This is a genomic window from Peribacillus sp. YIM B13477 (assembly GCF_042787955.1).
Taxonomy (GTDB): domain Bacteria; phylum Bacillota; class Bacilli; order Bacillales; family DSM-1321; genus Peribacillus; species Peribacillus frigoritolerans.
In genome coordinates, this window is record NZ_JBHZPD010000009.1 from 18257 (window position 1) to 40659 (window position 22403).

22 protein-coding genes and 1 pseudogene are annotated in these 22403 nt (G+C 38.7%); 9 read left to right on the forward strand and 14 right to left on the reverse strand.

The window, feature by feature from the left end; genetic code table 11:
• Positions 1 to 201 precede the first annotated feature (201 nt).
• The 4 genes from tkt to yneA all read right to left on the reverse strand — a co-directional run bounded on the left by tkt (position 202) and on the right by yneA (position 3721).
• The gene (tkt, locus tag ACFX4H_RS21865) at positions 202 to 2205 is read right to left on the reverse strand and encodes a transketolase (protein ID WP_034312937.1); all 2004 of its coding nucleotides are present in this window, start codon (positions 2203 to 2205) and stop codon (positions 202 to 204) included.
• Positions 2206 to 2434: 229 nt separating this feature from the next.
• Positions 2435 to 2668, reverse strand: a complete 234-nt coding sequence (locus ACFX4H_RS21870; RefSeq protein ID WP_034312941.1) for a DUF896 domain-containing protein — start codon at positions 2666 to 2668, stop codon at positions 2435 to 2437.
• 65 nt (positions 2669 to 2733) lie between these two features.
• A complete protein-coding gene (locus ACFX4H_RS21875; protein ID WP_377436202.1) occupies positions 2734 to 3390 on the reverse strand; it encodes a YneB family resolvase-like protein in 657 nt (218 codons plus the stop codon).
• A 19-nt stretch (positions 3391 to 3409) separates the two neighbouring features.
• Entirely contained in the window at positions 3410 to 3721 is a 312-nt protein-coding gene (gene yneA, locus ACFX4H_RS21880) for a cell division suppressor protein YneA (protein WP_377436203.1), read from the reverse strand.
• A gap of 154 nt (positions 3722 to 3875) precedes the next feature.
• On the opposite strand from yneA, the gene lexA reads away from it, so the two are divergent.
• Positions 3876 to 4499, forward strand: a complete 624-nt coding sequence (lexA, locus tag ACFX4H_RS21885) for a transcriptional repressor LexA (protein ID WP_034312948.1) — start codon at positions 3876 to 3878, stop codon at positions 4497 to 4499.
• A gap of 477 nt (positions 4500 to 4976) precedes the next feature.
• Here the strand turns inward: lexA and ACFX4H_RS21890 are convergent, their stop codons facing one another.
• Together ACFX4H_RS21890 and ACFX4H_RS21895 are read right to left on the reverse strand one after the other, a co-directional pair.
• Positions 4977 to 6509: an esterase/lipase family protein gene (locus tag ACFX4H_RS21890; RefSeq protein WP_377436291.1), complete on the reverse strand. Its 1533-nt coding sequence runs from the start codon at positions 6507 to 6509 to the stop codon at positions 4977 to 4979.
• Between the two features lie 742 nt (positions 6510 to 7251).
• A complete protein-coding gene (locus ACFX4H_RS21895; RefSeq protein WP_034312951.1) occupies positions 7252 to 7476 on the reverse strand; it encodes a helix-turn-helix transcriptional regulator in 225 nt (74 codons plus the stop codon).
• A gap of 134 nt (positions 7477 to 7610) precedes the next feature.
• Here ACFX4H_RS21895 and ACFX4H_RS21900 point away from each other — a divergent pair, with 134 nt between their 5' ends.
• On the forward strand, positions 7611 to 8249 hold the full coding sequence (locus ACFX4H_RS21900) for a LexA family protein (RefSeq protein ID WP_377436204.1): 639 nt from the start codon (positions 7611 to 7613) through the stop codon (positions 8247 to 8249).
• A 358-nt stretch (positions 8250 to 8607) separates the two neighbouring features.
• Here ACFX4H_RS21900 and ACFX4H_RS21905 read toward each other — a convergent pair whose 3' ends face one another.
• Positions 8608 to 9297, reverse strand: a complete 690-nt coding sequence (locus tag ACFX4H_RS21905) for an N-acetylmuramoyl-L-alanine amidase (protein WP_377436205.1) — start codon at positions 9295 to 9297, stop codon at positions 8608 to 8610.
• A 346-nt stretch (positions 9298 to 9643) separates the two neighbouring features.
• The gene (locus ACFX4H_RS21910; RefSeq protein ID WP_377436206.1) at positions 9644 to 10165 is read right to left on the reverse strand and encodes an alpha/beta fold hydrolase; all 522 of its coding nucleotides are present in this window, start codon (positions 10163 to 10165) and stop codon (positions 9644 to 9646) included.
• A gap of 249 nt (positions 10166 to 10414) precedes the next feature.
• Here ACFX4H_RS21910 and ACFX4H_RS21915 point away from each other — a divergent pair, with 249 nt between their 5' ends.
• Entirely contained in the window at positions 10415 to 11329 is a 915-nt protein-coding gene (locus ACFX4H_RS21915) for an aminoglycoside phosphotransferase family protein (protein WP_377436207.1), read from the forward strand.
• A gap of 208 nt (positions 11330 to 11537) precedes the next feature.
• Entirely contained in the window at positions 11538 to 11771 is a 234-nt protein-coding gene (locus ACFX4H_RS21920; protein ID WP_223255940.1) for a CotD family spore coat protein, read from the forward strand.
• Between the two features lie 67 nt (positions 11772 to 11838).
• Here the strand turns inward: ACFX4H_RS21920 and ACFX4H_RS21925 are convergent, their stop codons facing one another.
• Together ACFX4H_RS21925 and ACFX4H_RS21930 are read right to left on the reverse strand one after the other, a co-directional pair.
• Positions 11839 to 12300: a GNAT family N-acetyltransferase gene (locus ACFX4H_RS21925; RefSeq protein ID WP_377436208.1), complete on the reverse strand. Its 462-nt coding sequence runs from the start codon at positions 12298 to 12300 to the stop codon at positions 11839 to 11841.
• Positions 12301 to 14021: 1721 nt separating this feature from the next.
• Positions 14022 to 14282: a hypothetical protein gene (locus ACFX4H_RS21930; RefSeq protein WP_377436292.1), complete on the reverse strand. Its 261-nt coding sequence runs from the start codon at positions 14280 to 14282 to the stop codon at positions 14022 to 14024.
• Positions 14283 to 14474: 192 nt separating this feature from the next.
• Between ACFX4H_RS21930 and ACFX4H_RS21935 the strand changes: the two genes are divergently transcribed.
• Positions 14475 to 14804, forward strand: a complete 330-nt coding sequence (locus ACFX4H_RS21935; RefSeq protein WP_377436209.1) for a DMT family transporter — start codon at positions 14475 to 14477, stop codon at positions 14802 to 14804.
• Between the two features lie 25 nt (positions 14805 to 14829).
• Positions 14830 to 15177, forward strand: a complete 348-nt coding sequence (locus ACFX4H_RS21940; RefSeq protein ID WP_377436210.1) for a DMT family transporter — start codon at positions 14830 to 14832, stop codon at positions 15175 to 15177.
• A gap of 47 nt (positions 15178 to 15224) precedes the next feature.
• Here ACFX4H_RS21940 and treR read toward each other — a convergent pair whose 3' ends face one another.
• The 3 genes from treR to treP all read right to left on the reverse strand — a co-directional run bounded on the left by treR (position 15225) and on the right by treP (position 19173).
• Positions 15225 to 15938, reverse strand: coding sequence for a trehalose operon repressor (gene treR, locus ACFX4H_RS21945; protein ID WP_377436211.1), 714 nt, complete (start codon positions 15936 to 15938; stop codon positions 15225 to 15227).
• A gap of 31 nt (positions 15939 to 15969) precedes the next feature.
• The gene (treC, locus tag ACFX4H_RS21950) at positions 15970 to 17640 is read right to left on the reverse strand and encodes an alpha,alpha-phosphotrehalase (RefSeq protein ID WP_377436212.1); all 1671 of its coding nucleotides are present in this window, start codon (positions 17638 to 17640) and stop codon (positions 15970 to 15972) included.
• A gap of 81 nt (positions 17641 to 17721) precedes the next feature.
• Positions 17722 to 19173: a PTS system trehalose-specific EIIBC component gene (treP, locus tag ACFX4H_RS21955; RefSeq protein WP_034312977.1), complete on the reverse strand. Its 1452-nt coding sequence runs from the start codon at positions 19171 to 19173 to the stop codon at positions 17722 to 17724.
• A 316-nt stretch (positions 19174 to 19489) separates the two neighbouring features.
• Between treP and ACFX4H_RS21960 the strand changes: the two genes are divergently transcribed.
• Together ACFX4H_RS21960 and ACFX4H_RS21965 are read left to right on the forward strand one after the other, a co-directional pair.
• The gene (locus tag ACFX4H_RS21960; RefSeq protein ID WP_377436213.1) at positions 19490 to 20074 is read left to right on the forward strand and encodes a CGNR zinc finger domain-containing protein; all 585 of its coding nucleotides are present in this window, start codon (positions 19490 to 19492) and stop codon (positions 20072 to 20074) included.
• A 265-nt stretch (positions 20075 to 20339) separates the two neighbouring features.
• Positions 20340 to 20894, forward strand: coding sequence for an HPP family protein (locus ACFX4H_RS21965; RefSeq protein WP_328136797.1), 555 nt, complete (start codon positions 20340 to 20342; stop codon positions 20892 to 20894).
• Positions 20895 to 21040: 146 nt separating this feature from the next.
• Here ACFX4H_RS21965 and ACFX4H_RS21970 read toward each other — a convergent pair whose 3' ends face one another.
• A complete protein-coding gene (locus ACFX4H_RS21970) occupies positions 21041 to 22150 on the reverse strand; it encodes a DNA alkylation repair protein (protein WP_377436214.1) in 1110 nt (369 codons plus the stop codon).
• 91 nt (positions 22151 to 22241) lie between these two features.
• Here ACFX4H_RS21970 and ACFX4H_RS26875 point away from each other — a divergent pair.
• A pseudogene (locus ACFX4H_RS26875) lies at positions 22242 to 22330 on the forward strand (IS6 family transposase); the annotation flags it as partial.
• Positions 22331 to 22403 lie beyond the last annotated feature (73 nt).

Consider the following 22403-nt stretch of genomic DNA (forward strand, 5'->3'; position numbering starts at 1 on the left):
AACTGACACATTTAAACGAAATTTATTTATTCTCATTATATATTGACAAACAAAAAAGATATGTTGTTTGCTGGAGAAATTTTCTTCTTTTTTTGTCGAATGGAAGATTTCCTTTAGTATAGAAGCACATTCAATATATAATAGGACTCTTTTGATAAAAAAACTGACACCAATCTAGTTGGTGTCAGTTCCGCATTATTGTTATTTAAGCATTTCTTTAACAAGAGCAACTACATTTTCTACAGTGAAACCGAATTCCTCCATGATTTTACCGCCTGGTGCAGAAGCTCCAAAATGATTGATGGCCAATATTTCACCCTCATCACCTGCATAACGATCCCAGCCAAACGGTGAAGCCACTTCGATAGCTAAACGTTTTTTCACTGCCGGATTGATTACGCTTTGTTTATATTCTTTTGATTGAGTTTCAAATCGGTCCCATGATGGCATGCTGATTACCGCAACATCAATTCCTTCGTTCGCTAAAGCTTCCTGTGCTTCCACAGCCAAGTTCACTTCGGAACCAGTCGCAAGAAGTAATGCATCGGCTACTTCTTTCTTAGAAGCAGAGATGATGTAAGCACCTTTTGAAACACCTTCATACGCAGTTTCGGAAGTGCCTTTTATTGTTGGCAATCCTTGACGAGTCAGTACAAGAGCAGTTGGTTTATTTGTAGACTCCATAGCCACTTTCCAGGCTGCTGCCGTTTCATTGCCATCAGCTGGACGGATTACCCCTAGGTTAGGCATTGCGCGCAATGATGCTAATTGTTCGATTGGCTCATGAGTCGGTCCGTCTTCCCCTACAGCAATGCTGTCATGGGTGAACACATAATTAACAGGCAGTCCCATCAGTGCTGCCATTCTTATGGCAGGACGTAGATAATCAGAGAATACGAAGAATGTTCCTCCATATACTTTTAAGCCACCATGAAGTGCCATTCCATTTAAAGCCGCACCCATAGCGAATTCACGTACACCGAACCATATATTACGGCCACTGTAATTACCAGGTAATAGATCTGTCTCACCTTTAATGGCAGTATTATTAGACCCGGCTAAATCCGCAGAACCCCCAATGAAGCTAGGGACCTTTTTGGCGATCGCATTCAGTACTTCCCCACTTGAAGCACGGGAAGCTAATGTCTTACCTTCTTCATAGACTGGAATTTCCTGATCCCATTCAGCAGGCAGTTCACCTTTAATTGCAAGCTCTAATTGCTGTGCTAACTCAGGATGTGCTTCTTTGTAATTTTTAAATAATTCATTCCAAGCTTCTTCTTTTTGAGCTCCTGCATCAACAACAGCTTCATTGAAGTGTGAATACACTTCTTCAGGTACATGGAAGTCCTCTTCGAATGTCCATTTGTATGCTTCTTTTGTCAATTTAAGCTCATCTGCACCAAGCGGAGCGCCGTGAACGGCAGATTTACCTGAACGATTTGGTGAACCGTAACCGATAACCGTTTTCACTTCGATTAATGTTGGGCGTGCTTCGTCGGTTTTCGCTTCTTCAATCGCTTTAGCAATTTCCTGAAGATCATTGCCATCCTCAACGCGGATATATTGCCATCCATAAGATTTGAACCGGTCTGCTACGCTTTCACTAAATGATTGACTTAAGTCGCCGTCAAGGGAAATATCATTAGAATCATATAAAACAACAAGTCTTCCCAGTTGTAGATGTCCAGCTAATGAAGCGGCTTCTGCAGAAACACCTTCCATTAAATCTCCATCTCCACAAATGCTATATGTATAATGATCGACCACATTATAAGAATCGCGGTTATAGCTTTCTGCCAAGTGACGTTCTGCCATTGCCATTCCGACTGCCATTGCGATACCTTGTCCAAGCGGCCCGGTAGTTGCATCCACACCAGCCGTATGTCCGAATTCAGGATGTCCTGGAGTTTTACTGCCCCATTGACGGAAGCTTTTCAAATCATCGATAGATAAGCCATAGCCTGATAAATGAAGAAGGCTGTATAACAGCATAGAACCATGTCCAGCTGAAAGAACAAAGCGATCTCTATTAAACCAATCTGGATTTTTCGGGTTATGGTTCATATATTCGGTCCATAGTTTATACGCCATTGGCGCTGCACCCATTGGCATACCCGGATGGCCGGAATTAGCCTTTTCAATTGCATCAATTGATAATGTACGAATCGTATTGATAGAAAGTGCATCTAATTTATCTAACATATTGTAAAAACATCCCTTCCTGTAATGTACCTCTTTATATTATAGTGACAAGCATAATATCACAACTAAAATCACTATTTAATGCCCCAATATTACAATTTTCTAGGAATAAGAAGTCACCTATTTAGATTAAACTAAATAGGAGAATACATACATGAATGCACTTTCTTTTTACTCCAAAATGCCAAAGAATCCTCAAATGGAATATTCCATCAGAAGAATCCAAGCATTAATGTAAATTTCGTTTTTCTTTTATATTTTTTATCTTTTGAGGAGTGACGTCATTACCCTCTGGATCCACGACTTTCACATGCTCCAACGTGTCGGACATGGATTTTCTGAATGTTTCCAAATACTCACTTCTCAATTGGGTTTGCTCTTTCGCTTCAACTTCCGTCAAGCCTTCACCCTTTGCCTTTTTAGAAAGTTCATTTATACGGGCTATTTTTTCTTTTGATAACATAATTTCGCTCCTTCATAATCTGCGGATATTGTCATGGTATTAAAAAAAAAGCGAAATTACAAGTTCTATGATTTACTTTCCTTTGTATTCATTTGATGTTCGAGAAAACGCCTGTTCACAGTAGCCTTAGATACATTGTATCCAAAGCCCCTTAATGTGGCTGCGATTTCTGAGAATGTTAACCCATTGGCACGCAGTTTAATAATTTCTTCAATAGGAATCTCCATACGGTCCCTTCCAGTGGAATTCCTTTGATTCTGAAGATTTTTTTGAGGACGGTACCCTTTTTCAACGGCTCTCATCATTCCGCGCTTTATTTTAAGATTATGTAGTTTCCTTTGATATTCTTCTACAATGCCCACTATCTGAATGACCATGGCATCCGAATCCGATAACTCCAGCTCCCCATCGTGTGAGAGAGTATAAATTTTCACAGCTTCTTTAAGGATGACATGGAAAAGGGCTATTTTGGCATTCCCTCTTCCCAGTCTTGTTTCATCCTGGATTAATAGCACTTCAGCTTCTTTGGTTTTAAATAGTTCGAGCATGTCAAAAATGCCATCCCGATTCAACTCATAACCACTTGCCTGTTCTTTTATAATGGAGACAACTTCCACATCCATCTTTTCAGCCAATTTGACTAATTCATCTTCCTGCCTTGCCAATGATGTTTCCTGTGACTCTTTTTCGGTGCTGACCCTACAATAGATTACCGCCTTCATAATACCCTACCTTTACTACTTACTGCTCACTGGCCAAATTCTGGACAAGTTCTTCCCCTTTAACCGGTATGACAATGACTTGTCCAGGCTTTATCGAATCCGCGCTGACTCCATTATTCTCTTCTATCCAACCAATGAATTCTTTTTTTGTCAAATTTGATTCTTCATATTTTTCGGCAATTCCCCATAGGGTGTCACCCTCGCTTACTTCTATAGAAAGGAAATCCTTTTTTTGATCATTGTTCAATGTACAAGAGAATAAAATTGAAAAGATGAATACTGATCCCGCTAATAGAATCGTATAAATATAATTTTTGTATAATTTTTTCATAATAATCCCTCCAAAGCGAATGTTCGTTCGTATGTTATGATCAAATTATAATACGAACGTTTGTTTCAGTCAACAACAAATTCGAACTTATGTTTGTATAGAGATGGGGGCCATGCTATAATGTAGCAAAGAACATTGGGGAAGAGGTGCACAAATGACAAAACTATCAAAACGGCAGCAAGATATTCTTGATTTCATTAAAGAAGAGGTCCGCCAAAAAGGGTATCCGCCTTCCGTACGGGAGATTGGCGAAGCAGTGGGACTTGCATCAAGTTCAACAGTACACGGACATTTATCCCGCCTGGAAAGTAAAGGCCTTATTAGACGTGACCCAACCAAGCCAAGGGCCATTGAAATAATGAATTTGGAGGAAGCGAACAATATTCCCAAAGTCAATGTCGTGAACGTGCCGTTACTTGGAAAAGTAACAGCGGGCATGCCGATAACGGCCATTGAGAACATTGAAGAATACTTTCCGCTTCCCGAAAGCATGGTTCCACATGATGACCATGTATTCATGCTGGAAATCATGGGTGAAAGTATGATAGAAGCAGGAATTCATGATGGAGATTATGTCATCGTGAAACAACAAAGCAGTGCCAATAATGGAGATATCGTCGTGGCGATGACGGAAGATGATGAAGCCACTGTAAAACGATTCTTTAAGGAACCGGATTACATAAGGCTTCAGCCTGAGAACTCAAATATGGAACCAATTATTTTACGAGATGTTTCGATACTTGGAAAAGTAATAGGCTTATATAGACAAATACACTAAAAGCGCTTCCCGCGCTTTTTTTGTTTGTTTAATTTATGTCCAGAATTCTCTCAATATGCATATGGAAGAGTAGATATTGAAATATTTTTTAATAGAATCTAGTTTCATGCGAATTTAAACATCCTTTATAAGGGATGAAAGTTACTATCGCCTTTCTCGTAATATGATACTTTGGAAAAAGCTCATTGAAATAAAAAAAAGAGGATTTAAAATCCCCACTTTAATAAGGTTTAGATCGACCAAGTCATTCCACTGTTGAATCTGCACTTGTTGACAACCATTTGCAAGTGCAGGGAAAAAAATACATATATTTATTTTCCCCCGATAACAAACTTCCAACCATATCCATCAGAGACCCGTTGAATTAATACTTCAATAAGTAATTACGACCTGGCTGTTTCCATTGGCTGAATTACCATCTCCCTAGTTACCCCTACCATCAAAATAATGCCTCCTCAACTAAGAGAAGGCATTTCGTTATTTCTCAATATAGACCGAACGAATCAGCGTCCGGGTTCTTACAGTACCATCCACATTTTTTTCCTTAACATCTATTGTTACATTATAAACACCTGACTTAGGTACTTCTGGAAGGGTGCCAGTAAAATTTTCAGTATCCATTGCCTTAATTGAGTTTTTTTCACTAATTTCATTACCGGTTTCATCTATCAGATGAACCAAAAATGTTGTACTGATTGGTCTTTTTTTATCATTCATTGGATTCTTTATTAAAAATTTTGCATCTTTTTGCTTAACTTTACCGGTCATACTTAATGTAATGGGATTCTTTTCGTTAAATTGTGCTGTGAACAGGAAGGCGTCTTTTGGCGATTTAGTCTTCATTCGTACTTTCCAGTCACCAATTTCAAGGTTATTTCTGTAGAATGATTGGATGGTTGCACCATTAAAAAAGGAAGTTTCATTTTTGGCTGAATGAACCTTTAAGGAAGGTGAATACTTTTTATTGGATGGAGAAATCAATTCAACCTCGACTTCATTTGAGGCTGTATATATGCTTATATTACCTGGGGCAGCTTCATTTACATGGAAGCTTTGTTCGACCCAGACATTTTGTTTCAGGACATCACCCAGAACGGTTTGAGCGAGTGCTGTTGTAATGACATCATCTTCAACTCGTTCTTTATAATTAACATGATATGCAGGAATCCCAGCGGTGGATGTGCTTTTTAAATAGGGTTCAATTCTTGAAAATACAGCTGAGCCAACTCGAATATTGTCGTGATCAAAGTTGGGACCCGTAAATAAATGTGTTGCATAGGGTATTTTTGTACTCCATACATTCACCAGTCCATCATTTTCCCCATATGATGATAAATATTGTCCCCCCATTGATAAGGCTGATAGTACCGGGCCTCTGTTCATACCTGCCACAGTGAAATACAAGTTTTTACGAGAGTTGATATGGTTATCCGTGACAGAACGAAATTCAGCCATTTTACCAACTTGTAAAGAATAAGTTCCCTCATCTTTTTGACCTAATAAGGAACCAAGCCAGCCCGCATACCAGCTATAAGCCAAATCAGCTAAGTGAGAACCATGATGTGGGGAAGCTAAAGTGATCACCCTTCCAACATATTGGTGTGCTCCATAGTGGACTAGAGCCGCTTGGGTGTCTGGGCCCCCTTTGCTGTGAGCTATAATATTTACTTTTTTGCCCCCGAAATGGTTACTGATTTCTGAAAGCATTTGAGCTAAAAGCCTTCCATTGGCATATTGGCTCACTGACCCATTTCCAGCTGAATCATGAAGCTGAACAAAAACCGTTTGGTAGCCAGCTTCATACGCTTTGGTATACATATCATTGACACCATGATATTCCGTTTCGCCATACCAGCTGGTTGAACTGCCGTTTTTCCCTTGAACAAACACGATCGGTGGTTTGTTTGTATCAAGATTGGGAGGAATACTTCCAAGAAACCAATCCCCTGGACTGAAAGTTTCGGAGGGCGGTTTCAATTTTCCTGCTGAGGAAATGTCTGGCTTTGTCATAAATAATATGGTTAGAATGAGAACAAGAAAAACGACATAATTGATTACATTCCTTTTCAAGGGTTATCTCCTCCAATATCATCTGGAATTTTTTTGAACTCATCCAATTACCAATGCCCAGCTTCCAAAGCCTTCATTAGCCTTCATTAGTATATAATTGTACTTTTGCATACCATTACCTGCTATCTTCATAAAGATGGGAGAAAAAAACTAGAAGAAGTTTCATTGATAGTAGAGAAAAAGTATGAAGATTTACCTTCCATTCATTTATGTATGTGGTCTTTTTCATTTTATGAAGACGTGCTTTGGGGAAACCGAATGCTGCCAATTCACGAAAATAGAGAACAAGCCCTTATCCTGCATAGGATAAGGGCTTGTTCATCCAGATAAACTTTTCCTTCGAATTTGCCATTGTCCATTTGCTCCTATTCATGGTGTTCAGAAGTCCGCCCTATACATTAAGTAAATAATTTTCTTTAACAGCAATTGGCTGTCATTATTGGAATCTCAGTAGCAATCGTATATTTGCACAAGAAGATTGGATTTGTACACCTTTTACTCCATACACGTATTTTACAAATGTTCTAATGTCAGCAGCTCCTAAGCAACTTCAAAAGAATTATTTTCCCTTTCCTCTTTGTTCCCCCCTTTCCATCGTTACTTGAATCTTGTCCTATGGAAGTCAGGATTGTATGGATTCAAATGGCCACTCTGTTGAGGAAATGCTGGTTCAATTGAAGCTTTAACTACATTTAAAGTGTAGGTCAGGGTCAAAAAAAATGATATCGTCAATCGAGAATCCTACACATTCAGCAAATAAATAAGCCTTATCGATTCGCAAAGGAATCTTATATTGCTCATAGTCAATGTAAGTCCTCTTGGCCATCTTCAGCACTTTAGCCATTTCATCTTGAGTTAATCCTTTATACTTCCTGGCTTGTTTAAGTGTGAACTTAACGCTTGTCATATCTTGTCACCCCCTATCTAAAAAAATAATATCACACTTGAAGTATAGTTACCAACATTTTTTCGCAAAATTCACGCACTTTTCGTTTACTCACTTTCACTCATAGTGTATATTCAAGTAAGAGGTGAAGAAATATGCACATTGGTGAACGGATTAAAATGTTAAGAAAAGAAAGAAAAATGACACAAGAAGATTTGGCAAAAGTATTAAAAGTAGCTCCTACGGCAGTATCAGCTTGGGAATCCGGACGGAATAAACCTTTAATGGATAAATTGAGCATGATGTCCACTTGTTTTGAAATACCGCTATCCCACCTCATTGAAGGAGCGCCTATCGTTAGAAATAATCCTGGAATGGGATTCCTAAATGAAAAAAATGTAAGATTAATTGGTGTCTACGGAAATATCCCCGCTGGAGAGCCTAATTTCACCAACGAATATATAGAAGCGTATATGCCGACATTAAATTCGATGCTTAAATCGGATAAAGAATATTTTTTCCTTAGAGTGAATGGCAATAGCATGAATAAAGAATTCAGAGACGGATCATTGATTCTCGTTGAAAAAACAACCTACCTTGATAACGGGAAAATTGGAGTGGTCTTGGTAAATGGACACGATGCTACGGTCAAAAAAGTGAGAATCAATGAAGAAAACATCATACTCACTCCCTGCAGCACGGATCCTTTTTATGAAGAAAAAACCTATAACATAAAAAATGATAGAGTCCGTATTTTAGGAAAAGTGGTTCAAGCCATTAAAATATACGATTAATATTTAACTCGAGGGTTTCTTACGGAAAGAAAGTAAAATAAATGAATAATGAGCAGCCATACATAGATTCAATTCTTACAGTTTTTATCAACTTAATTGCTGTTGCATTTTAGGTACAAGCCATCATGGTTTGTGCTTTTTAGTATTGTTCTTTTATTTGTCTTTACATAAAATCCTTTTAATTTGTGTCAGCCCATAAAAAAAAAGGCATACCTTACATACGGAAGGACCGAATCAGGACGGCAGAATGTAGAGTTTTTCATTACATGCATATTCCTGAATCAAAAAGGCCCCTCTCTTTTTGAGAAGGGCTTACTGTGTGGTGTGCTTCTAGAAGGTATAAATAATTATTAATTATTCATTTCACCCGCAATTTCTGGTTAACCGTAATGGTGTACTGACTGTCAAGACCGTTCCAATCTTTAATTTGCTGAACCGTACTGCCATAAGAATTGCTTAAGGAATATACTGTATCCCCACTAACGACAGTGTGGTATACAGCTGTACTTTTCTTAGTTAGATTGAAGCATTTAACTAAACCGTTTACATGTCCGCGAGCCAGTGATTCGATAAAGAATGATGTTTTCAACTTTGCTGCGTCATTTACATTATCGATAAATCCATTTTCAGTCAGGAGTGCAGGCATGTCCGTTTCGCGGAGTACATGTAAATCTCCTGTTTTTTGTCCTCTGTCCTGGATGTTGATAAGCTTCATGACCTCTGAATGAATATGATCTTGATACGTTTTCGTTATCTGGTTAGTGGACGTATAAATGTAATCCTCGTACCCGGTTCCGCCGCCGGCATTAATGTGGATGGAGAGAAAAAAGTCGGCTCCCCACGCGTTCGCTGCATTCGTACGATCGTTTAAGGAGGGGTAGGTATCTTGGGTCCTGCTCATTTTCACAGAAACGTTATTATATTCTATCAATAAGATGTCTTTGATTCGGGTTGCAATGGATAAAGTTAAATCCTTTTCTCTCAATCCATTCCCGACCGAGCCTGGATCCGTACCGCCATGGCCGGGATCAATAAATACTTTCACCATTTCTATCACCTCTATTAATCTTATGTTACGTATTAACAAATGCTTGTACACATAACTATCGGATTAAAGAAATTCTGCCGTTCTCAAAAAAAATACACCCCCTAAAGGTGTAGTGGCATTATATGATGACATTCGCCCAATGGAAGGGAATTCTTTGAAAAAGACTTTTCTATTTTTTTACTTTCGCATCAGGAATTTTTGGAGAATAAGCCATCTATAATCAAAAGAACAAGAAGATTGAGGGATATTAAAAAAAGTTAATTGAGTCAATCACTATAGTCGGTCGGTTCTGATAATTGCAGAAAATGTCCACTCTTTTCAGCGACAATGTGTTTGCTGTTTCTTGTCAATGAAAGTAATTCCAATTGATTCTCAAGTCGTTTTTTTTCGAGCTTCCTCTGGCATCATTCGATTTTCTTGTCCACCAGTAATGACAAAGTACAGGCTTCTCGGGGAATGTATCAGTTAGATGGATTTGATTAATCGTTTTTTCCACAAAGTTTACTTCATTGAATTGTTTATGTGAAGACAAGGAATCAAGCACTTTGAACATTTCATTAATGGTTTTTACTGCCTTGCCTTGATATTCATTAAGGCTGATATCTTTCGTGGTACTGGATTCTAAAAAAACAATTCCCGCTACTTCATTCGGGTAAAGGCGAGCATATAAATTAGCATATAGGCCGCCTAGCGAATGTCCAACCAATAAGAATGGAGATTCAAATCCCACGCTTGTTAATGCTTCACGTAAAGTGTTAACAATATTCAACCCGTCTTGGCTTACCTTAAGTTTATCGCTGCCAGCAACACCAAAACGATTATAGGAAAATACTGATGATGACTCCGAAATTGCCGGAAGTATTTTCATCCAACCGTCTATCGGGCCAGAACCACCGTTAATTAAAACTAAATTTGGTTTGCCGTTTCCACTAATATTATATTAGTAGCGTCCCTTTCGTAGTTTCCGCCTTATATTTTTCTATTTTTCAATGTCAGCACACCCCACTTTGTTTAGATTAATTACGTGTGTAACAAGCTATTGGGTTCATATATAAAAACTGCTAAATGGATTCTTTGAATTTTTTACATTGTAGGGATTCTAAAAGGAGAGATAAGTATGATAAATGAATATGATAAGTTTGAACAATTAGTTAAAAAGTTGGATCAAGGAAACAAGCTAATTCGTGCATGGAAATTATTGGGCGGAATTTCTGCAAATGTGACAGGACTGGAAATATTACAATCGTCAGGGCGGATCGTAAAAATGATCGTTCGTAAGCATGGTGATAATGACTTGAAACGGAATCCAAATATTGCTTCATTTGAACACAAGCTCTTAGGGATATTGAAAGCTGCCGGTTTGCCTGTACCAATGCCCTTTTACTTTGAGCAATCCTGCGAGATATTTTCCAAGCCATGCATACTTATCGAGTTTATTGAGGGTAAGTCAGAATTCACCCCCTCAAATCTTAATGATCATATCTTGCAATTGGCAATCAATCTAGCAAAAATCCATCGTGTTAATTGTGCAGATCTATCTTTATCATTCATGCCTAAACTGGAAAATACATATGTCGAGATGTTAAGCAATAAAGATAGGGTAATCCTGGACGAAACATTAAATTTGAGCTTGATTAGAGATCTGCTGAAATCCTCCATGCCGCTACCCTCCATGAATAAGGAAGTGATCCTTCATGGTGATTATTGGCCAGGAAATATATTATGGAAAGAGGATAAACTAGTTTCCATAATTGATTGGGAAGACTCAGGTTTAGGGGACCCTTTGACTGACCTTGCCAATAGTCAACTCGAAATTTTATATCATTTTGGAATGCAAGCGATGAATGACTTCACCATTCAATATAAATCGATGATGCCAGAGGTGAATTTTACAAACCTACCCTTCTGGCAATTATTTGCCGCATTGCGGTTATCTACATTTCCCGAATGGGGCTTGGAAAAAAGCAAGGAAAATAACTGGCGGAAAAGACACGAGTCATTTGTTCGTGCAGCGATTAACCGAATTCGGTAAAGTTAATGTTTATTCATTTTTTTGAAAATGATTGAAGGATATGCCCGTAATTTTTGATAAAGGCATTTATACCAGTCCCTTTATCATGTATTTTCATAAACTAATAATGACTTTCAAAAAAATCCCAGGAGGTGTTTACATGTATAATAAGCCCTGGGGGCATCCGAAAGGCGGTCAATGTCCACCACAATATTGCCCACCTAACAGAATGCCCACTCAATATAATCCATCTCAAACCTCCCCGACCAAGCAATATGTTAAAACCAATGTCATTAACACTGTTATTCCGGTTTTTCACCCGACACATACAACAACCGTGAATAAACACTTCAACACATATATACCGCATACCCGAAGTATCGTAAAAGAGTGTTATTCACAAAGTTTTGTTTGCGGAGTTCCTCAACCCCCCAGTTATTCGAGGAGAATGTTAAGATATTAATTAAAAAAACCCCGAATCGGGGTTTTTTATTAATTCCTTCAACCTGTTGAATTGAGTTACAAAGGATTTACAACTGTCTGAATGCAAACTCCCTATACTTTTTAAAATTTTGTTTCTTATAAAACTCTTTTGCTGCCATGTTTTCATACCAATAATCCAGTTCAATTAAATCTATATCATTCTTTTTAGCAATATCATAGACCTCATTCATTAGCTTTTTACCGTAACCTTTATGGGCTTGACCTTCAACGATACTAAGCTGATGCACATATACTGATTTATACTCATTTTTAAAAACACTTTCAGGATAGTTTTTAAATTCAATCCATGCGTAACCAATTGGCACTTCATGATCTTTTAAAACTAGAAAAACAAAATTATCATTTTTAACCAAATTTTCAAAAGTTTCTTTCATTGCATTATAATTATATTCCTTAAAATACTTAGGATATAGTTTTGCATGCAGATTGTGAACATTTCGATTTAATTTTGCAATTACTTCATGGTCCCTGGATTGACTTACATACATAATTATCCCCCTTGCCTATACTATATTACAATCAAGCAACAACCACATTCCAAAAGTACAATCCTAGCCACTATCTGATATATTCATTCCAAAACATCAGTTCCACCAAACCTACTTTAGTTACTACTTCAAACGCTTCGCCACCACAAGCTGCTGGCAATGTATCAAAGAGAACTTGCCTAAATGAAGGAACATTAATCTTATAAAAGCAGATGGAGCTTCTGATGAAACGCTTACGGCTTATCCGAAAGCCAAACTTGCCTGCCGCTGGCTTTCTTAACGCAATCTATGAATTGTACTTATTAGAAGGAATCCTATTTTCATAGGATAACGTTAGCCAAGTGAAAAAGGTAGCGGAAACGGTTAATGAGCGAAAAAAATATTACGGAGAGAATCTTCTTAATGTCCTTGCATATGTAATAGTTGAATATGTGAGTTCAAGCACGATAAAACGCAATCCTTCCTTCTTGAAAGCGGGATAAGGATAATGAGCTTTACCACTTAAAAGCGCGACCCTTTCCTTCCTGCACGGTTTGATTTTGCACAAATACGTGTTATGAAGGGTTGCTAGCACACTTTAAAAGTCGTTACCTATTTCGCAAATAGGGAACATTGTTTAAACGCCAATATGGATGATATTTATAGAAAGCATACTCATTAATACCTCTATTTTAAAACTAAAATGAATCTAGGAAAAAGTGTTCTATCTAAAAGGTAAGACAAAGTTGATTGGAACGGAAGGTACGAGACTCCTGCGGGAAAAGCGCGTCTAGGGGAGACCCCGCAGGCGAAAGCCGAGGAGGCTCCCCGACCGCCCGCGGAAAGCGAGTGCCTGGAGTGGAAATAAACGTCCAAATTGTACAAGCCATAAAAATAGACAAACTCGATTTTCATCGAGTTTGTCCACAATCTGAAGGGATTTTCTGTATAAAGACCCCTTTTTACTGCTTATTCAACTAAAGCCCTTTAAATCAAAGTTGAAAAAAGTTTTTGGTTAATCCGGCATGATAATATGGCTCCGTTTTAAGGTATACCCAACTGTGAAAAGATCAACGGACATGATTCTATTCAGCGAGATCAACTTGAAATGATTACTTTAGATCAACTGGGGACACTGAAAAAAAACACGTGAAGCGCATCTGCTTCCGGGAAAACTTCAGCTTGATCCCTTTGAGTTTAGTTGTTGAGCTTCCTCTTAAAGGAGTATCTGCCATAGTATATGAAATTTTAGCAGTTGGATGCACAATTCCACTTCTTGCGCCAATAAGTGAAACCTCCCCGTTCTTAGGAAAAAAATTGGCGGTCAAGGTTGCCTTCTTGGAGCGTCCCCAAACTGGACATAGGAGAAATACATCCTACTACAAACCAATAGTGAGTATTTTGCTATTGTTGGATCACATGAATATTATATATTCTATCGAGGTATATCTTAAAATAAACCATGTCTTTACAGAGGTTCTTCAGACTGTCGATAGGTTTTTCCATTCAATTGATGGACGGATGTATCTGGCTGGATGAAAGGTTCTACTTTTACCTTCGAAATCAAGTTGTCGGCCTTACACCAAGAATGAAGACCTTTTTTCTATCACTATGAATATAATGGGTCCAGATTTTACTGGATCTCTTTTTCTTGGTGATTGACCGTTACCATATCTTCCACCTGAAGTAATAGGCTGTTGCGGTTCCCCCCCCCCCGTTATTCGTTTCTTAGGCTTTGTTCCTCAATATGTTCTCACTGGTGATATAAGATGACGATAGGAGGAATTTTCGCTTGGCTCGATTAAGACAGGTCTCATTGGACTGCCAAAACTTAGCTTTACCTCGTTTTCTTTTATCGATTTTAAGGCATCCAATAAAAAACTTCCATCAAGTGATACACTTAACCTCGTCTCACCGCTGATTGAATTGATGCTTAGCGTTTCTTCTATTTCCCCTAATTTCGATGAATTAGAAGATATCCTTAATTTACTATTATCAAGGATTTCAGTCGGAGGAAGCCGCTTATTTTATCACTTTCATTCTAATATTGAGCGTAACCGGGGTTTTCTTCCATGACAGAAAATATGTAACTGAATATGGGTGGTATGGGTTTAATATGAGTCCTTTAGATGTTAAGATTCTTGGGGGAAGAGATTGAAAAATAGTAAGTAATATATATATAGGAGGAGTTCATCTTGAATCCTTATGCATTTTTGGCAATTGCCATCCTAAGTGAAGTGTTTGGCAGTTCGATGTTAAAAGTATCACACGGGTTTAAAAGGTTATTCCCTTCCATTGGTGTGGTTATTGGGATGGGTTTGGCTTTTTATTGCCTATCGTTATCTCTAATAACCATCCCGCTTGGAACGGCTTATGCCATTTGGTCGGGAATAGGCACAGCTTTAACTGCTTTAGTGGGAGTTATCATTTATAAAGAAAGCTTTAACCTGAAAAAATTTTTAGGTTTAGTCCTGATCATTGGCGGAGTGGTTGTATTGAAACTCTCTAGTGAAGGCACTTCTTAACAATTTAGTAATCGGAGGTAACAATATGAAAGGATACATAGCTTTAGGAATTTCAATCATAAGCGAAGTATTTGGTACGACCATGCTTAAGCTGTCTGAAGGCTTCACTCATTTATTCGCTACATTTGGGGTTATGATAGGATTTGGTATAGCATTTTATAGTTTATCTGTATGTCTTAAAACAATTCCGTTAAGCTTAGCATACGCCATTTGGTCAGGAATAGGCACAGCTTTAACAGCATTGATTGGCGTGCTTTTATGGAATGAGCCATTTAGTATCACTACATTAGGCGGCTTAGTATTAATAATTGGCGGAGTGGTTTTACTAAATGCTTCCCATACCTTCAAACAAGCGGAAGGAGAATCAAACTAAGTTTGACTCTCCTCCTCTCCCCGCTCATTCAAAAATATCAGTAGACTTCACCAAGTTCTCCGTGCAAAGTCCGTGAACTTGAATTTATCGGGTCTATGCCTGGATTCGCTATACTGAAACAAGCTTCCATCGATTAAATGGACCGTACTTTTCACAACTGCCACCATATCGAAGTCTTCAATGTCCAATAATTGTTTATCTTCTTCACTGCATGGCTCCACGGTAATTTCCTTATTTGAAAAACCAATCTGGAGCCCGAGTTCCTTTTCGATATATCCATAAATCGAATCCTCACAAATCTCCTTTGTCAGGTTGCTTACGAACTCGCTTTTGAAATAGTCTTTGTCCAGGATGATTTTCTTCCCATTGATTTGCCGAATCCGGAAAACCTTCCATACTTTACCATCCCCAGTTAAGTCTAGAAGCTTGGCCATATTTGAGTCGGGGGTCTCAAGCTCCAACTTATGAATGATCGTTTTGGAATGCAAATTCAACTTTTCCACCATTTCTTTATAGGAAATCAACCCTGCTACAGGAAAATTAAATTTGCTGAAGTCCAAGACAAATGAACCCTTGCCTTTGATTTTATGGATATATCCATTTTGTTCAAGCAACTGTAAGGACTTTCTCACAGTATCCCTGGATATGTCATATTTTTCCATGAAGCTGCTTTCGGAAGGAAGCTTTGAATTTATCGGAAAGGTTCCCTCTTCAATTTTTGAAACGATATCACCATATAACGATAGATATTTGCTGTTCATTTCATCACCACAATATATTTTTCTTAGTCTGCTACTCGTCCTTTTTCAACAAATAGACAACCGATTCATAGGGACGGAGGATAAAATCACCTGCAAGTTCTTTCGAATCGATATAATTTGAGAGCAGGAGCTCTGAGTTGTACCCGGATAGGTCAATATCATTTGGTATTTCGAAGGAAGCTTCTTTTGCATAAAAGTTATTGATGACCAAAAGTTTCTCGTTTTCATAACTGCGTATATAAGCGAACAAAGCGTCATGGTCGCCAAGAATTTCCTGATAGTCCCCATATGCAATGATATCATGTTTCTTGCGTAAGAATATAAGTTTTTGGTAATGATGAAAAATGGAATCTTGATCCATCAGTGCGTGTTCAGCGTTGATGTTTTTAGCATGATCAGGCACCGCAATCCATGGAGTCCCTTTTGTAAAGCCTGCATGCTCCGTATTTTCCCATTGCATGGGAGTTCGCGAGTTATCACGGGATTTAGCTTGAAGGATTTCAATTATTTCCTTTTCATCCTTGCCTGCCTCTTTTAAAATATTATAATAATTAATCGATTCCACATCCCGGTATTGTCCAATATCATTGAACTTCGGGTTGGTCATCCCTATTTCCTCCCCTTGATAAATATAAGGGGTTCCCCTAAGCATATGAATGGCTGTTGCCAGCATCTTGGCAGATTCGTTATGATACTCTTGATCATTCCCGAACCTGGATACAATCCTCGGCTGGTCATGGTTGCACCAGAACAGGGCATTCCACCCATTTCCTTCTTGCATCCCATATTGCCAGCTGCTTAAGATTTCCTTTAACTGCCTGAAGTCAAAATCTGCAAGTGACCACTTTTCCCCGTTCTTATAATCCACCTTTAAATGATGGAAACTGAATACCATGGACAACTCCTTTTCAACAGGAGCTGAATATTTGATGCAATGGTCAATGGTCGTCGATGACATTTCCCCTACTGTCAGCACCTCTTCATCCTTCCCGAAAGTTTCTTCATTCATTTCTTTGAGGAATTGATGAATCTTGGGACCGTCTGTATAAAAACATCGGCCATCTCCATCTTTGTCATTTTCATAGATGTCAGGTTTCGAAATAAGATTGATGACATCCAAACGGAATCCTTTGACACCTTTATTCATCCAGAAGTTTACTACATTGAAGATCTCCCGCCTTACTCTGGGATTTTCCCAGTTTAGATCAGCTTGTGTCCGATCGAACAAGTGAAGGAAGTATTCATCATGTTCCGCTACATATTCCCATGCAGGGCCCCCGAATTTCGAAATCCAATTGGTAGGGGGCTCTCCATCTTTAGATTTCTTGAAAATATAATAGTCCTTATATTCTTTATCTCCAGCCAATGCTTTTTGGAACCATTCATGCTCTGTTGATGTATGGTTGAATACCATATCAAGCATGATTTGGATATCCCGCGAATTCGCTTCTTTCACCAATCTTTCGAAATCATCCATCGTCCCAAAAACAGGATCAATGGATGTATAATCGGCTACATCATATCCATTATCATTTTGCGGTGAACGATAAAAAGGGGTGAGCCAAATATAATCCACTCCCAGTTTATTCAGATAATCAAGTTTTTCAATAACACCATTTATGTCCCCGATGCCGTCACCGTTCGAATCCTTAAATGATTTCGGATAAATTTGATAGATGGTACTTTTTTTAAAATCCTTCATTGTGATTCCTCCTCTTCGATCCCCGCTGTATCTTTCGTAAGTATCGTAAAAAAGAGGGAGAATGCTTCTCCCTCCGCGTTATCAAGCATTTAATTTCGTTGTTTTCGTTCTAGTTTTCAAGTTCATTTTAGGACGTTTGGAGAATGCTATCGTCAAAATGAATGGCACAACGAAAGCAACCAGCATCGCGAGTGCAAACATCCCCATATGCTGCGGCTGGATGGATAGGATACCTGGGATTCCTCCAACACCGATTGAGTTTGCCATCACTCCAGACCCGACTGAAACGATGCCTGCAAAAAGTGAACCGATCATACCGGCTAAGAACGGAAAGCCATATTTCAAGTTAATGCCGAACATGGCTGGCTCGGTTACACCGAGATAACAAGAAATCGTAGCAGGTATGGATACTTGCCTTTCCTCCTGGTCCTTTCTGTTGATGTAAATCATTGCTAGCACTGCCGTACCTTGTGCAATATTGGATAACGCGATCATCGGCCATAGGTTCGTACCGCCAAGCTCACTCATAAGCTGAAGATCGATTGCGTTTGTCATGTGATGCAGACCTGTGATGACAAGCGGTGCATAGGCAAAGCCGAAAACGGCAGCAAATAGCCAGCCAACTGATGATGTCAATCCGGAATACACAACCGTAGAAATGACAGAACCGATTTTCCAGCCTATAGGCCCCAGAATGGTATGGGCAATGATTACAGTTGGAAGTAACGCGAAAAATGGAACGACGATCATGGAAATGGAATTGTGAACTTTATCTCTCAAGAACCGTTCTAAATACGCCAAAACGAACCCTGCAAGTATCGCTGGTATGACTTGAGCCTGGTAGCCGATCATATCGACCTGGGCAAAACCGAAATCCCAAAAAGGTATATCACTTGCCTTTGTGTTTGCCACTGCATATGCATTAAGAAGCTGTGGGGAAACCAGGGTCAAACCAAGGACGATGCCGAGAATTTGAGTCGTGCCCATTTTCTTCGAGATCGACCATGTAATCCCAACAGGAAGAAAATGAAAAATAGCTTCACCTATAAGCCAAAGGAAGGCGTGTACCCCTCCCCAAAATTGTGAAATATCCACAAGGGTCTTTGTGCTGTCATCGAACATTTTAATATCCCCGATGATATTGCGGAATCCAAGAATGAGTCCGCCAACGACTATGGCAGGAATCAGCGGGGTGAAAATATCCGCAAGATGAGCAATCATACGCTGCAGCCAGCTCATATTCTGTTTTGCTGCATTTTTCACATCTTCTTTTGATGCTTCCTGAAGTCCAGCTATGGAAACGAATTCATTATAAAACGATGATACTTCGTTCCCGATTATGACCTGAAACTGGCCAGCTTGTGTAAAAGTTCCTTTCACAAGCTTAATCGATTCGATATTCGTTACATCCGCCTTGGCGGGATCTTTCAACGCAAAACGCATTCTTGTTGCACAATGCGTAACCGTCGCAATATTTTCTTTCCCTCCGACATGTTGGAGCAAATCAGTTGCTGGTTCTGTGTATTTACCCATTTCACTACTTCCTTTCCCTAGAAAGCAAAATATAGTTGTTTTTATAACCTGTACGTATAGGTTCTGTATACGCTTTCATATTATCCTGTACGTACAGGATATGTCAAGAACTTTTTCCCCCACTTTAAAAGAATTGATTATCAAGGACTTTCATTTACGATTCTGTTCTTGCACATTTGGATTTTGATAGCATTCATATTATCCCGTGATTTTAGACGAGTAGCTGAAAAATTCAGAAATAAGGTATAATGAAGATATAACCTCTCAATTTATATTTTAATGGTTAGAATTTAGCAGGGAAATGGGAGATGAACTTATGTCTGAAACTAATAAATTTCCACTTATATCAGGTAATCTTTCTCTGGATTTAGTGAATACGGAGCTGGTCAGTCGTGGCCAACGGCAAGACTTATTACTATCAGAACGGGATATGCTGGACTGGCTTATTGTAATAAAAGGGAATAACTCATATTTGGATAATCAGTTATCCCCAATAATTAAAGAGAGAATTCAACGAGTATTTGCAAGCATTCTAGAAATGCGTACTATTTTAAGAAAACAATTTGAATTAATAGCAGATGGGAATTCGATTCCTGATGAGTTTATCGCCTATTTGGAAAAAAAAATCGATAAATCGCCTTTCACATATAAATTAAGTGATCAAAAACTGGTTCCCATACCTGTTGGAGAAGCGGAAGATGCCCTGCAATCTTATATTGCCTTCGACTCATTAACTTTAATTGAAAAAAATAAGCTGTCATCATTAAAGCGATGCTCGAATGATGATTGCGTCCTGTTATTTATCGATGAAAGCGGAAGACGCAAATGGTGTTCAATGAAAATATGCGGGAATAGGAAAAAGGTAGCCAAATTTCAACACCGGAAATCTGATGATGAATGAAGTTACACACCTTATTAAGTTTGTCAGTCAAATTTGAAGTAAGCTTGTTGCCTGCAGTTTATTCATTATAAAACGGTTCCAGTTAATTTCTTCACATCCATTTAGGATTTCATAAAACAGTAAAATGATTCGAGATCTGAACCTCCTCTTGTCAACACACTGAGTTGGCTTTTTTTTTGGATTTTTAAACTAACCACTAAAAATTATTTTGACGGGTTAGTTCATTTCATGTAAAGTCTAATTATATAAAAAAGGAGGGTTCACTTTGGACCGTATTTCAGCCGCGAGGCATAAAGAAAAACGTTATTTTCATATTCATTATTTATCGAAGATGAAGGGAAAAGGAAGAAGCCCTTTACAAATAAATGTAAAGGACGCAATAACGGGATTGATTGGGGGGTTTTTCACTATATTCGCCTTAATTCTCTTAACAAAAATAACATCAGCAGTGTGGTTAATGGCTCCATTTGGTGCCAGCTGTGTGCTGGCATTCGGTCTGTGGAACGCACCATTATCACAACCGCGGAATATTATAGGCGGTCATTTTGTTTCAACATTCGTAGGTTTAGCTTCCTATCATTTTTTTGGCGCTGAACCTTGGGCAATCGGCTTGGCTGTCGGATTAGCAATTGCAGTGATGATGCTGACAAAAACGACGCACCCGCCAGCTGGAGCAGACCCGCTTGTAGTCATGCTTGGCCAGTATGGCTGGAGTTATTTATTTACTCCTGTTTTAACTGGTGCCGTGATAATCGTTTTACTGGCATTGTTAATTAATAATTTGCGCAGCAATCGGAGCTATCCAACCTTTTGGATTTGATTGCTTTTTAATGTGTTATGAGATAAAGCATAATGTTTCAATATCATGAAATAATAAACGAGGAACGCTCAGACTCCTCGTTTTTGTCAACCTTAATTGCTGTATTCCTGTTAATTAAGTTCTCCCTCGCTTTTCAATAACCTTTATCATCCATCATTTAGTTTGACTTGCGTTTCGGCAACTTCCACACCGTTCACAAGGAGTGATATTCGATGGATCCCCATGTAATGTCGACGTGTCGTCAGGTCTTTCCAATTGTGAATCCTCACTCTTTCAACTCCTTCACCATCTGCGAAATCCCTATCTGCCAATAGGAAAATTTTACGGGAAGTTTTCTGATTTGCTTTCACAAAATCGATGGCATACTCGATGCGAAGTTTCACAGTGTTCTTTTCTTGAACTTGAAAACCGAAATGAAGTTCACTCGTTTCCCCAATAAAAATCGAGTCTGGTTCATTTCTAATAAATGCGTTTGTAATGATATTCGGATTATTCAATATATCCGTGTATCCAAATAAAGAAAGGACTTCTGGATCTGCTTGACGAACTAAGGTCCTGCATCCCCGTCGAATAATCCAAATCGTGTTGGGTTCTCCGCTTTCATACCAGCGCTTGGCTGTTTCTATTACGGTTTTAGGATGATCTTTGGCAATATCATTCAAGTTATTGGCCACACTTTTACGAACATATAGGGACGGATCGTTTTTCAGGTTCTCAAGTAATTCCAAGACGGGTGCCGGATCGGATTTGAACATCGGTAAAGATTGGCCCCAAGGTAACCTGGGCCTGCATCCCTCACTAGCCAGCCTGCGGACATGCTCATCATCATGATTGGTCCATTCCTTCATCTTCTCGATCATTAAAACGGGATCAAGCAATATAAAAGCACGGATTGCAAACTCGGAGGATGACCTTGCTGTAAAACGCTCCAACGCATCTAGCGATAACGGCCAATCTTTCTTATTCAATCCATGTACCTCTACAAAATCAGGGAAAAATAAATATCTAAACCCCTCACAATCCTTATCAAGCCGATACAAAATATCCAAAGCCTCTTGATAATCACTTGGAAGATACTTTCCAAGAGTAATGGAAATGTGCCTTATTCGTTCTTTTAACTTCCTCTCGTCCCAATGCTCATCAATTACTTCCCCTATAAACGATTCAGTAGAGAAGGACGGATGGACACCCTTTACTTTTTCACCGAATTCACGAATGAACGTTTCATTATATAAATCCTTTAAAGGCTCAGCCATTTCATTCACTTCTTTTCTTCAGGTTAAATTTGCTTTTGGATACTTGCACTGCCTATCAGCTATCATTTCAAACTATGTTATGCAGGATACAATCATTAAAAAAGGACAGCTTACTTTACAGAACAAGTCTGTCCAAAATCAAGTGAAGTTCATTCATCACTATTTGGAATGGCTGCATAATAGCTGATTCTATAGGAATCTATAAACCTCTTTCCAATGGATGTAATCTTTGCACCTGAACCCGTTTCCCATA